The following is a 12,741-nucleotide window of genomic DNA, read 5'->3' as shown; positions in this document are numbered from 1 at the left end:
CACGCCATCGGATAGGGCGCGCGATGTTGCCAGAACGCGCTGCTTGCGGCTAACTGGCGCGCAAGGCATTTACGGAACAATTATATGAATTTTCTCTTTGTGCACCAGAACATGCCCGGCCAATACCGGGAGTTGGTGCAATTGCTGGCGCAGGCGGGCGGGCATCGGATTTATTTTCTGACCCAGCGTCAGAACGCCCCAAAACTGCCCGGCGTCGAAACCCGGGTCTACCGCCCCCATCATCGGCCCGACGACAAAGCCTATGGCCTGTCGCGCGTGTGGGAAGAAGCCTCGGGCAATGGTTTCGGGGCCGTCAACGCGGCCCGGCAGATCGAAACGCAAGAGGGCTTTCGCCCCGACATCATCATCGGCCACGTCGGTTGGGGGGAGTTAAGCTTTTTCAAAGAGCTTTGGTCCGATGTGCCGATCATCGGCTATTTCGAGTATTACTATAACATGACCGGTGGGATGGTCGGTTTTGATCCAGCCGAGAAAATCTCGGCCCATGCGCCTTATCTTAACCATGCGCGCAATATCGTGCCGCTGGCCAATATCGAAACCGTCGATCTGGGCCACTGTCCGACCCATTGGCAACGTGACCGTTTCCCCGAAAGCTTTCACCGCAAGCTTTATGTCTGCCACGACGGCATCCGCACCGATCAGCTATTGCCCGACCCGGATGTTAGCCTGCGGTTGGGGCGTCTGGCCGAGCCCGTGACGCGCAAGGATGAGATCATCACCTATGTCGCGCGCAATCTGGAAAAGACGCGGGGCTTTCACACGATGATGCGCGCTCTGCCGCGTATCTTGGCCGAGCGGCCCACTGCGCGGGTGGTGATCGTCGGCGGCAATGAGGTGTCCTACGGCAAGCAAAGCGACCATCCCGGCGGGCTGCGCGGAGAGATGGCGGCAGAGCTGCAGGGCAAGGTCGATTGGGAGCGGGTGCATTTTGTGGGCAAAGTGCCATACCCCGATTTCAAGAAGCTTGTGCAGATCAGCCGCTGTCACATCTATCTGACGATGCCTTTTGTGCTGTCTTGGTCCCTGCTCGAAGCCATGTCGATGCAAGCGACGATCGTGGCCTCTGATGTGGCCCCGGTGCGCGAGGCGGTGAGCCATGGCAAGACCGGGCTGCTGGTGGATTTCTTTGACCCCGATGCGCTGGCGGCGCAGGTGGTGGAGGTGCTTGCCAATCCGCGGGACCACGCCCATCTCGGCCCGGCGGCGCGGGCGCATGTGGTTGAGCATTACGATTTCCTTACCCGCTGCCTGCCCGAACACCTCGCGCGGATCAGCGCATTGGTGCCCGACAGCAAACGGATCAGCTAGCCGGGATCAGTTGCCAAGGTTTCCAGCGGTGTTCACCAGCCCAAAGACCGATCCGACGAGGCCCAGAATGGTGCGCGTGTCCGACAGTGGGCTTTCGGTCGCAAGCACCAGATCGCCGGATTGAATGTGGAAATTCCGCGCCGAGAACAGCCCGTCAGATGTGGTCAGGTCCAGTGTGAACACCACCCGCGTGCGGCGCGGGCCGCGCACCCCGGCGCTGACCGCGCTGGCGGGGTATTCGCGCAGGATCAAAATGCCCTCGGGGTCGGCGCGGGATTCGTTCACCCCACCGATGATCGCCAGCGCATCCAGCGCAGAGACCTCATCGCGGTTAAAGGGAAACTGTGCCTCCCTTCCGGCGGCACCCAGCGACAGGAAGTAACGGCGGTCATCCTCGATGATCAGTTTGTCGCCCCCGATCAGCCGGGTATCAAGGCTGGGGTTTTCATAAAGCCGGTTGATCGACGTGGTATAGATGTTTGAGCCGCGCATCAGTTTGACCTGCGGGTTTTCGATGCCGCTTTGCACCCCGCCACCAGCCGAGATCGCCGCCAGCACCGTAAAGTTATTGTCGGGCATCAGGATGTTGCCGGGGCTGCTCACGCCGCTCACCAGATCGACGGAGTTGCTGCGCCCTTCGGTCATGGCCAGTTGCACCTGTGCCGAAGGCACGATCGTCTCAAGCCGACGCTGAAGCAATTGCCGCGCTGAATCCGGGGTCCGGCCCGAGACCTGAACCTTGCCGATATAGGGCATGAAAATCGTCCCGCTCTCCGAGACGCGAATGCCGGACAGGGTGGCAACCTGTTGGCTTGGTGAAGTCAGCAGCGAGTTGTCGCTGCTGTCCCAAACCAGAATGTCCAGCCGATCACCGGGGCGGATGACTTGGGCGTTCGACCCTCGGCTGGCACCGATCCAGCCATGGCGTCTTTCGCCGGTGCGGGGCCACTGAGCAACACTGGGCAGGAAGGCACGGGTGACGGGGTAAACGGCGATATCGGCATCCGGCGCGGCCGCTTCCTCGGTGACTTCTTTTTGGATGGCTGCACCACGTGGAAGGTTGCTGCATGCCGCCAGCGAGAAGGTCATCAGGGCCAAGAGGAACAGTTTGCTCAGGTGCTTCATGAGATGCGCAGTCGCTTTCTGGTGTTTCACCGGTAAACCGGGGTACTTGTGCCTGTATGCAGTGTTAATTGGCGGCTTGCAAAGGATGTTGTAAACCCGGCCCCCATCCGAAATTCTAGTCCCTCAGGATAGAGGCTGAACCTATGGCGTCAATGACTACAAAAGACAGCGCGGTTTCAAGCGGCCGGGCGGATTTTGACGGGGTTCTCTTGCTGGGCGCGACGGGGCGTTTGGGCAGCATGCTGCGCCGTCATTGGCCTGAACCGGAGGCTCTGCGCAGCCAGTCGCGTCAGCCACGACCCGGATTTTACAATTTCGATCTGCCAGCAGCGGGAGAGGGGCCAAGCGATGCGGCGATTTCCGCCGCGCGTGGGGCGCGGGCGGTGATCGCTTTGGCCGGGGTGACCCCGGCCCGGGCGGGGGCCTGCGGCGCAGCGCTGGAGGATAACGTCACCCTCGCCCTCGCCGCGCTGAAACTGGCAGAGGCGGCGGCGGTCCCCCGGTTTTTTGTTGCCTCTTCCGCAGCGGTCTATGGCGCGCAAGACGGCCCCCTGCGAGAGGATATGCCCTGCGCTCCGCTTTCGGAGTACGGCAGGCAGAAGCTGGCGATGGAACAGGCGGTGCGAGAAGCGCAAGGCAAGACTGCCGTCACCGCGCTGCGGATCGGCAATGTGGCCGGTGCGGATGCGATCCTTGGCGGTTGGCAACCGAAAATGCAGATTGATTGCTTCCCCGATGGCGCCACGCCAAGCCGCAGCTACATCGGGCCGGTGACCTTGGCGCGGGTGCTCTGCGCGCTCTGCCATGTGGACGACCTGCCGACCGTTTTGAATATCGCGGCCCCCGGCGCGGTGCAAATGGGGGCACTGCTCGATGCGGCGGGGCTGGCGTGGCAGCCCAAACCGGCCCCGGCCACCGCCATTCCTGAGGTGCGGCTGGATACGAATGCGCTTGAATGCCACGTCGATTTCACGCCAGAAACTCAAACGCCCGCCGGTTTGGTACGTGAATGGCAGCAGGATACGAATAAACGATGAAGACCCTTCAATGACGTGGCGCAAGCGCATCTTCGATCTGTTCTTCGCCAGCCTGCTTGTCATCATCTTGGGGCCGATCCTGCTGGGGTTGCTGGTCTGGCTGCTGCTGAAAGAGGGGCGGCCCCTTTTTCATGTGGCCGAGCGGATGAAAGCGCCTGAGCAGAGTTTCAACCTTTGGAAACTGCGTACGATGACCGTGGCAGAGAAGGATCAGGGCGTATCGGGCGGCAACAAGGCCGCGCGGATCACTCCCACCGGCGCATGGCTCAGGGCGCGGCGCTTGGATGAGTTTCCCCAGCTTTGGAATATCCTGCGCGGCGATCTAAGCTTTGTCGGCCCGCGTCCGCCGCTGCGCGAATATGTGGAGCGTTTTCCCAAGGTCTATGCCGAGGTTCTGAAATCCCGGCCTGGCGTGACGGGGTTGGCCACGATCCGGTTTCACAAACACGAAGAACGGCTGTTGTCGCGCTGCGAGACCCCGGAAGAGACCGACCGTGTCTATTGTCGCATCTGCGTCCCGCGCAAAGCCCAACTTGATCTGATATATCAGCGCCATCAAAGCACGTGTTACGACTTTGATCTGGTGTTTCAAACTATTAGCAACCTCTTTAGGCGCAGATGAGGTTTGCGGTGGTTCGCAACATGACCGGGGGCAGATTAGTTAAGAATTGGTGTTTTTTACGAAATCATGGCATTGTCTGCTGAAAATTTAAGCGAATCCGGGTTCGATTGGTGACACCTTGAGCGCTATTTACTGTTTTTACGCTTGTTGGTGCTCAGAAAGAGCTTCATGGACGGAAGAGAGCTACTAATACGTATCGGGCGCATCGCGGTCGCTAATATACACGTAGACAGGAGACGGCGCATGCTGAGCATCATCAAGTCGCTGACCAAGCGGCAAAAGCGCGTGATCATGCTGGCGCTCGACTCCCTTTTGATCGTTGTTTCCACAATTGCCGCCTTGGCTGTGCGCGGGCTGCCTGAGCACCTTCTCGAAACACTCGCCAACTATGCTCCGGTTCTACCGCTTACTCTGATCGTTGGTGTGCTCGTATCGATCCGTTTGGGGGTCTGTAGCACACAATTGAACGCCTATGAGACCGCAGCGGTCGGTAGCACCGCAATTTTGGGGACCACCCTAGCGGGCGTATCCCTGGTTGGCGCGTCCCTTCTGGGGCTGGATTTCCCGCTGGGCGTGCATGTCATGTTCGGGGCGATCTTTTTCTCTCTGGTGGTGCTGTCGCGGGTAATCTTGTTGCATATCGTGCTGCAAATCTACCGAACCGGCGACGCGCGCTGCCGTGTTCTGATCTATGGCGCGGGCACCACGGGGACACAGCTGGTCTCGGCGCTGCGCGGCCATGAAACGATTGAGCCTATCGCCTTTGTCGATGACAACATTGCGCTGCAGGGGCTCAACGTCTCAAAACTGCCGGTCTATTCCTCGCGCGGCATCGCTGAACTTGTCGTCGAAAAGCAGATCGACCGCGTGTTGCTGGCCGTGCCCTCGCTAAGCACCCCCAAGCAGGCGCAGATCGCCCGACGGTTGGAGAAGCTGGGTCTGGAGGTGCAGACCCTTCCGTCCTTCGCGCAGCTGATCGGCGAAGAGGCTTTGGTCGACAAGCTTTCCCCCGTTTCTCCGCGTCGATTCCTGAACCGCGATGAAATCACCCCTTTGATCAACGAAGGCGGAGAGAGCTATGCCGGTAAGGTGGTTTTCGTCTCTGGTGCGGGCGGCTCCATCGGGTCGGAGCTTTGCCGTCAGGTTCTGCTTTGTCGGCCCACCAAACTGGTGCTTTTCGAACTAAGCGAACTGGCCCTCTACAACGCCGACATGGAGATCCGGCAGTTGGCCGAGGGCAGCGACATCGAAATCATCTCGGTCCTGGGTACGGTTACGGATACCCGGCAGCTGCGCAAAGTGCTGTCGCAGCACGGGGTCAATGTGATCCTTCATGCCGCGGCCTATAAACATGTCCCGCTGGTCGAGGCGAACCCGCTCTCAGGGCTGGTGAACAATGTTCTGGGCACACAGGCGCTGGCCGAGCAGGCCGCCCGCGCGGGCGTGGAGCGTTTCATTCTGGTATCGACCGACAAGGCCGTGCGCCCGACCAATATCATGGGCGGGTCCAAGCGGCTTGCCGAACTCGTCATTCAGGATATGGCGCGCAAATATGGCGGCGAGGGCGGTGTCATCTATTCCATGGTCCGCTTTGGCAATGTGTTGGGGTCGTCCGGGTCTGTCGTGCCGCTGTTTCAAGAGCAGGTTAGCCGCGGTGGCCCGTTGACGGTGACGGATCGGGGCGTGGCGCGCTACTTTATGACGGTGGAAGAGGCCGTGCGTCTGGTCTTGCAGGCCGGATCGTTGGCCCAAGGGGGCGAGGTTTTTGTTCTGGACATGGGCAAGCCCGTGCCCATCTTGAAACTTGCGCGGCAAGTGATTGAAACGGCCGGATACACCGTTCGAGACGAAGACAACCCCGATGGCGATATCGAGATCGAGATCACCGGCCTGCGCCCCGGCGAGAAGATGACAGAGGAGCTGACGCTGAGCGGTTTGCTTATCAACACGGCGCATCCCAAGATCTATTCCGCGCGGGAAAACGGATTGAACGAACTGGAAATCGCCTCGGTCCTGCGGGACTTGCGCGAAGCACTTGTCGCCAATGACGAAGATCTGGCCCGTCAGGTTGTCTACCGCTGGGTCGAAGGCTTCGCCCCGTCCGAGGCGCTGAGAAAATCCTCCTGACCGGACCGTTACATGTCGCGATATTGCCGCGGTCGCGGCGCGCGGCAAAACGGTGGCGGGACAGAGATTGATTTGCAGGGGCTGTCCGTGCCAAATCTAGCCAACAATATCGCAGGTAAGGGGCGCTTTGTGGATCAGCGGACGAAAACAGGAATGCGTAGGCTGAACCGTGGGCCGCTGGTGTCGATGCTCTTGGCGGGGGTGGCGCTGCCCGGTGTTGCGCTGGCTGATCCGACCTACGACATCTTTGAAACCCCCGAGCGTCCTTCGCTCAACTTTTACGGCTCGCCGGGTCTGGTCGATATGCCAACCGCTCATGCGCTGCCGGACGGGCAGCTTGCCATCGGGGTCTCAAACTTTGCAGGTATGACGCGCACCACCTTGACCTTTCAGGCCACACCGCGCCTGTCGGCCAGCTTTCGCTACGTTGGAATTCGGGATTGGACCGATGTCGTTCCCGGCAATTTCGATACCTATCGCGACCGAAGCTTTGACCTGCGCTATATGCTGAAAAAGGAAGACGCTTTCTGGCCTGCGATCACCGTAGGTCTGCAGGATTTCGCAGGCACTGGGATTTACGCGGGGGAATATGTCGTCGCGACCAAGACTTTCGACAACACGCTGCTGCCCGGGCGCGTCAAGGTGACCGGCGGTCTGGGGTGGGGGCGTCTGGGCAGCCACGGCAGCATCGGTGCGCCCTTTGGTGGCAACCGCGGCTCTTTTGTCGGGGGCAGCACGGGGGGGCAAACCTTCGTTTGATCAATGGTTTCGCGGGTCGGCTGCGCCCTTCGCCGGGGTAGAGTGGGCGGTGAATGACCGTTGGACCCTCAAGGCGGAATACAGTTCCGACGCCTATGAGACCGAAGACGGCTCGCGCGAGATCTTTACCCGTAAATCGCAGTTCAACTTCGGCACCGAATACCAATATTCCGACGGGCTGCGGTTGGGGGCCTATTATCTCTATGGGTCCGAGATCGGGGTGAACCTGCAATACCAGTTGAACCCCCGCAAGCCGCTGACGCCGGTCAAGATTACCCCGGTCGCGCCGCTCAAGGTACGCCCCAGCCGCGCCACCTCTCCGGCGGCTTGGGATACGCAATGGGCCGCCAGCACCAACCAGCAGCGCAGCCTGCGCGATCAGGTGAAAGAGGTACTGGATGCCAGCGGTCTTTCCCTCGTGGCGCTGACGCTTGATTCCGCGAAGGCCGAGTTGCGGTTGCGCAATGACCGGTATCAGGCCCCGGCGGTCGCTGTGGGGCGTGGTGCGCGCGCACTGGCGTGGGTGCTGCCCGCCTCGGTTGAGACCTTCCGCGTCGTCTTGGTCGAAGAGGGTTTGGCGCAATCCGCCGTGACCCTGCGCCGCTCTGACCTTGAGGCTTTGGAGTTTGACCCGCAGGCCGCTGACGCGCTGCTGGCGGTGGCAGGCATCGGTGAGGCCACTCCCCGGCTGCCCGGCGCGATGGAAAATGACGACCTCTACCCGGATTTCGCCTGGTCCATCGGCCCCTATCTGTCACCCAGCTATTTCGACCCGGAAGAGCCGGTTCGCCTGGATGGCGGCGTGGAGGTCACGGCCAGCTATCGCCCCGCGCCGGGCTGGACCGTCGCAGGCGGTCTGAAGCACCGTCTTTTTGGCTCTGTGGGCGATAAGACGACGCCGAGCAATTCAAGGCTTCCGACCGTCCGTACTGAGGGGCCGCGCTATGCCCGCGAAGGCGAGACGATCATCGACAATGCCTATGTGAGCAAGCAATGGAAGCCCGGAAATGACCTCTATGCGCGGGTCACGGCAGGCTATCTTGAACGGATGTTCGGAGGCGTCTCGGCCGAATTGCTGTGGAAACCCGTGAACAGCAATCTCGCTCTTGGGGTCGAGGCGAATTACGTGAAGCAGCGCGATTACGACGGTGCTTTGGGCTTTCTCGATTACAGCGTGGCGACGGGCCATGTCTCGGCCTATTACGCCTTTGGCGGCGGCTATCATGGTCAATTGGACGTGGGCCGCTATCTGGCCGGTGATGTCGGTGCGACCGTGACCCTGACGCGCGAATTTACCAACGGCTGGAAGGTCGGCGGCTTTTTCACCATCACGGATGTCTCGGCCGAAGAGTTTGGCGAGGGGTCTTTTGAAAAGGGCATCAACCTGACGATCCCCATCGGTTGGTTCTTGGGCGAGCCGGACAAACGCAGCGTGTCTACCACGATCCGACCGATCCAGCGGGATGGCGGGGCGCGGCTTCAGGTGCCGGGCCGGCTTTATGAACAGGTGCGCAGTGGCCATCGCAATTCACTGGAAGATCAATGGTCGAGGGTCTGGGAATGAAGCATTTTGCAACCGGTCTTTTGTTGATCGCCAGCCTTACCCTGAGCGCCTGCGCGGGCGGAGGGCGCGAAGAGGAACGCAGCCCGCTGTTTAGCGCGGGCAGCACGTTGTTTAGCATTCTCAAAGACCGCACCGGGCCCGAGGCGCCAGCCAAGGGGCGGGTGACAGTGACCCGCACGCTGCTGGATCAGACGCCCGGCGCGGTCATGCAGGTGGTGCCGGAAAACACCGGGCTGCAGGACTTTCTGAAACGTGTCGCTCGGCGGTCTGATGGCACGCCGGGGATGGTCGAGGTCTGGCAATCCACGGATCAGGCTCAGATTGTCCTGCGCGAAGGCGTGCTGGTTGGCACCAAGGGGCTTGGTGGCGATATGCGCTCGGCCCAAGCGCAAACGGTGATCGCGGCGCTAGACGGGCAGGGTGGCGGCGGCGAAAGGCTGATCACGCTGGCGCGGCTGGATGGCACGGCACAGACGGTGCCCTTTGCCTGCGATGTAACCCATCTGGGGCCGGAAACGATCCAGATCGTGGACCGTCGCCTGTCCGTGCGTCATTTCCGTGAGGATTGCGTCTATGGCACAACGACCTTCAGCAATGACTATTGGGCCGAGGTCGGTACCGGCAAACTCCGCCGTTCGCGGCAATGGGCCGGGCCGCAATTCGGCTATATGGCGATCGACCTTTTGAAAGATTAAAATCTCCGCTTGGCGCTTGTGATCGCAGCCCGCGCGGGCCACTTTGGCGAGATGGATAAAACGCTTCTTTCCCTTGGGCATGGCTATAGCGCGCGCGCATTGGCCGCCCGGTTGATCCCGCAGGGCTGGCGCATCATCGGCACCACGCGCAGCCCCGAAAAGCTTAAAGAGATTGCCGCGACGGGGGTGGAGCCGATGCTCTGGCCCGGCGACGATCTGAGCCCGCTTTTGCAAAAGGTGCCGAACCTGCTGGTCTCTGCCGGGCCGGGGCCGGAGGGCGATCCGGTCCTGCTGGAGTTGCAGGATCAGGTCACCGCTGCTGCCCCGCATCTGCGGTGGGCGGGCTATCTGTCGACCACGGGCGTCTACGGAGACCACGGCGGCGATTGGGTGGACGAGACCACGCCGCTCGCCCCCTCCACCCGACGCGGCGCGGCGCGGGTGCAGGCCGAGGCGGCATGGGGCGCGATCCCCGGACTGCCGCTGCATATCTTTCGGCTGGCGGGCATCTACGGCCCCGGACGCGGGCCATTTGCCAAGGTGCGCAAGGGCACGGCGCGGCGCATCATCAAGCAGGGCCAAGTCTTTTCGCGGATCCATGTGGAGGATATCGCCCAAGCGCTGGAATTGTCGTTGGCAAAACCGCAGCCGGGGGCGATCTACAACCTGTGTGATGACGACCCCGCTCCGCCCCAAGATGTGATCGGCCACGCTGCCGCTCTTTTGGGCCTGCCCTTGCCCCCGGCGGTGAACTTCGACGAGGCCGAGATGACCCCCATGGCCCGCAGCTTTTATGCGGAGAGCAAGAAGGTCCGGAACGATCACGCCAAGGCGGCGTTGGGCTGGCAACCGATCTACCCTGATTATCGCTCGGGTCTGGCCGCGCTGCTGGGGGCGGATGACTGAACCCGTGGCACCGCCCGAGGCACCGAATGCGTCAAGACGAACACACGTTGGCCTATCTGCTCGACAGTATGGAGCGCGCGGCAGAGAAGGAGACGGTATCGATCAACGATGTGCTGCATGAGATCGGCGACCGTTCCATCACACCGCTGATCCTGATTGTCGCCTTGTTGCTGGTCTCGCCCCTATCGGGGATTCCCGGCGTCTCGACCCTTGCGGCAGTGACGATCATCCTTTTGGCGGTGCAGGCCGTTACCGGGCGGCGCAGGCTTTGGATGCCGCAGTTTCTGTTGCGGCGTGAAGTGGCGGGCCATCGGTTGAGCGGCTGCGTGCGCTTTTTGCGCCGTCCTTGCGCCTTTGTCGACGGGCGCTGCAAGCCGCGTCTTCAGTTCCTCACCACCGGCCCGATGCGGTTCATCACGCTTGTCGTGGTCACGATCATCCCGCTCGGCTGGCCCTTTATGGAGGTCTTGCCGATGATGTCATCGCTCGGCGCTGCCACCGTGGCGCTGCTGGTGTTCGGCCTTTTTACCCGCGACGGGCTGTTTGTGCTTTTGGGCTATCTCTGCGTGGCGATCACGCTGAGCGCGGGCGCCCTGCTGGTGCTGACCGCCGCCAGCAGCTAGGCGCGCTGCGCGTCCAGATCGCCGATGCCGAGCACCTCAAGGACTTTGGCGATGATCTGTTCCGCGTTCATCCCGGCCACCGCATACATATCCGCCGGGCTGGCCTGATCGATGAAAGTATCGGGCAGCACCATGGAGCGGAATTTTAGCCCCTTATCAAAGACAGCTTCATCCGCCAGCAGTTGCGCCACATGGCTGCCAAAGCCGCCCACGGCACCCTCTTCGATGGTGATCAGTGCTTCGTGGTCTTCGGCCAGTTTCAGGATCATGTCGCGGTCCAGCGGCTTGGCGAAACGCGCATCGGCGATGGTGGGGGTGATGCCCTTGGCCGCAAGCTGCTCTGCCGCTTTCTCAACTTCTTCGAGCCGCGTGCCAAAGGACAAGAGCGCAACCTTGCTGCCCTCCCGGATCATCCGGCCCTTGCCGATTTCCAGTGGCGTGCCGCGCTCTGGCATCTCGACCCCGCGCCCTTCGCCGCGCGGATAGCGGAAGGCGATGGGGCCTTCGTCATGGGCAGCGGCGGTGGCGACCATATGGCGCAACTCGGCCTCGTCCGCGGCGGCCATCACCACGAAACCCGGCAGGTTGGCAAGGAAGGCCACGTCGAATGCGCCCGCGTGCGTTGGCCCATCGGCCCCCACCAGCCCGGCGCGGTCGATGGCGAAGCGCACGGGCAGACGCTGAATTGCGACATCATGCACGACTTGGTCGTAACCGCGTTGCAGGAAGGTGGAATACATCGCGCAGAAGGGTTTCATCCCCGCCGCCGCCAGCCCCGCGCAAAAGGTCACGCCGTGCTGTTCGGCGATGCCCACGTCAAAGCAACGGCTGGGGTAGCGTTCGGCGAAAAGGTCCAACCCGGTGCCGTCGGGCATCGCGGCGGTCACGGCGCAGATCTTGTCATCCACAGCAGCCTCAGCCAGCAGGCTGTCGGCGAAAACGCGGGTATAGCTCGGCGCGTTGGAGGGGGCTTTCTTTTGCTCGCCCGTCACCACGTTGAACTTGGCCGTGGCATGGCCCCGGTCGCGCGCGGCCTCGGCGGGGCCATAGCCCTTGCCCTTTTGGGTCTGGATGTGGATCAGGATCGGCCCCGTCGCACGTTGGTGCACGGTGCGCAGCACGGGCAGCAACTGGTCCATGTCGTGCCCGTTGATCGGGCCGAGGTAGGAAAAGCCGAGGTTCTCGAACAGGGTGCCGCCGACGGCCATGCCCTTGAGCATATCCTTGGCGCGTTTCGCGCCTTCGCGGAACGGTTCGGGCAACAGGCTCACCGCGCCTTTGGCGGCGGCTTTGAAGTCCTGAAACGGCGCTTCGGCGTAGAGGCGGCTGAGGTAGCTTGACATCGCGCCCACGGGCGGGGCGATGGACATCTCGTTGTCGTTGAGGATGACGATCAGCCGTTTTTTCAGATCGCCTGCATTGTTGAGCGCCTCATAGGCCATGCCCGCGCTCATCGCGCCGTCGCCGATCACGGCAATCGCGTCGCCCAGTCCTTCGGGGATCACGCCGCCCAGATCGCGGCCCACGGCAAAGCCGAGCGCAGCCGAGATCGAGGTCGAGCTATGCGCCGCGCCGAAGGGGTCGTAGGGGGATTCGCTGCGTTTGGTGAAGCCCGACAACCCGTCCTTCATCCGCAGGCTGCGAATACGGTCGCGGCGTTCGGTGAGGATTTTATGCGGGTAGCATTGGTGGCTGACGTCCCAGATGATCTTGTCGCGCGGGGTGTCAAAGACCGCATGCAGCGCCACGGTCAGCTCCACCACGCCAAGCCCTGCGCCCAAGTGTCCGCCGGTTTCCGACACGGCCGAGATCGTCTCGGCCCGCAACTCGCGCGCGACTTGGGTCAGTTCGGCATCGGACAGGCGTTTCAGGTCCGCAGGGCGGGTGACCTGATCAAGCAGGGGGGTGGCGGGTTTGTCACTCATCGGGGCCTCTCTGGTGCCGCATTGGCGCA

The 12,741-nt window shown here is 62.1% G+C and carries 11 protein-coding genes; 9 read left to right on the top strand and 2 right to left on the bottom strand.

Annotated features, from left to right (window positions below; genetic code table 11):
* Positions 1-84 precede the first annotated feature (84 nt).
* The gene (locus tag J3456_RS10670; RefSeq protein ID WP_349580232.1) at positions 85-1,329 is read left to right on the top strand and encodes a glycosyltransferase family 4 protein; all 1,245 of its coding nucleotides are present in this window, start codon (positions 85-87) and stop codon (positions 1,327-1,329) included.
* 6 nt (positions 1,330-1,335) lie between these two features.
* Here J3456_RS10670 and J3456_RS10665 read toward each other — a convergent pair whose 3' ends face one another.
* Positions 1,336-2,454 carry a polysaccharide biosynthesis/export family protein gene (locus J3456_RS10665; RefSeq protein WP_349580231.1) on the bottom strand — a complete coding sequence of 373 codons (1,119 nt, stop codon included), beginning with the start codon at positions 2,452-2,454 and terminating at the stop codon, positions 1,336-1,338.
* A gap of 152 nt (positions 2,455-2,606) precedes the next feature.
* Here J3456_RS10665 and J3456_RS10660 point away from each other — a divergent pair, with 152 nt between their 5' ends.
* The 8 genes from J3456_RS10660 to J3456_RS10630 all read left to right on the top strand — a co-directional run bounded on the left by J3456_RS10660 (position 2,607) and on the right by J3456_RS10630 (position 10,787).
* Positions 2,607-3,491 carry an NAD-dependent epimerase/dehydratase family protein gene (locus J3456_RS10660; protein WP_349580230.1) on the top strand — a complete coding sequence of 295 codons (885 nt, stop codon included), beginning with the start codon at positions 2,607-2,609 and terminating at the stop codon, positions 3,489-3,491.
* Positions 3,492-3,501: 10 nt separating this feature from the next.
* Complete coding sequence (locus tag J3456_RS10655) at positions 3,502-4,113, top strand: sugar transferase (RefSeq protein WP_349580229.1); 612 nt, start codon at positions 3,502-3,504, stop codon at positions 4,111-4,113.
* Positions 4,114-4,356: 243 nt separating this feature from the next.
* Positions 4,357-6,240: a polysaccharide biosynthesis protein gene (locus J3456_RS10650; protein ID WP_349580228.1), complete on the top strand. Its 1,884-nt coding sequence runs from the start codon at positions 4,357-4,359 to the stop codon at positions 6,238-6,240.
* A 12-nt stretch (positions 6,241-6,252) separates the two neighbouring features.
* Complete coding sequence (locus tag J3456_RS19410; protein WP_502989503.1) at positions 6,253-6,999, top strand: YjbH domain-containing protein; 747 nt, start codon at positions 6,253-6,255, stop codon at positions 6,997-6,999.
* Complete coding sequence (locus J3456_RS10645) at positions 6,932-8,563, top strand: YjbH domain-containing protein (RefSeq protein WP_502989502.1); 1,632 nt, start codon at positions 6,932-6,934, stop codon at positions 8,561-8,563. The genes J3456_RS19410 and J3456_RS10645 overlap by 68 nt, the downstream gene beginning before the upstream one ends.
* Complete coding sequence (locus J3456_RS10640) at positions 8,560-9,258, top strand: YjbF family lipoprotein (RefSeq protein WP_349580227.1); 699 nt, start codon at positions 8,560-8,562, stop codon at positions 9,256-9,258. Before J3456_RS10645 ends, J3456_RS10640 begins: the two co-directional genes overlap by 4 nt.
* A 51-nt stretch (positions 9,259-9,309) precedes the next feature.
* Entirely contained in the window at positions 9,310-10,164 is an 855-nt protein-coding gene (locus J3456_RS10635) for an SDR family oxidoreductase (protein WP_349580260.1), read from the top strand.
* Between the two features lie 26 nt (positions 10,165-10,190).
* Positions 10,191-10,787, top strand: coding sequence for an exopolysaccharide biosynthesis protein (locus tag J3456_RS10630; protein WP_349580226.1), 597 nt, complete (start codon positions 10,191-10,193; stop codon positions 10,785-10,787).
* Here the strand turns inward: J3456_RS10630 and dxs are convergent.
* Positions 10,784-12,712, bottom strand: a complete 1,929-nt coding sequence (gene dxs, locus J3456_RS10625; RefSeq protein WP_349580225.1) for a 1-deoxy-D-xylulose-5-phosphate synthase — start codon at positions 12,710-12,712, stop codon at positions 10,784-10,786. The two genes, J3456_RS10630 and dxs, sit on opposite strands and share 4 nt — an antisense overlap.
* Positions 12,713-12,741 lie beyond the last annotated feature (29 nt).

Origin of the sequence: Sulfitobacter sp. NFXS29, assembly GCF_040148765.1 — a bacterium.
Taxonomy (GTDB): Bacteria; Pseudomonadota; Alphaproteobacteria; order Rhodobacterales; family Rhodobacteraceae; genus Sulfitobacter.
The sequence above is the reverse complement of the archived record's forward strand: the minus strand, read 5'-3'. Positions and strand labels throughout refer to the sequence as shown.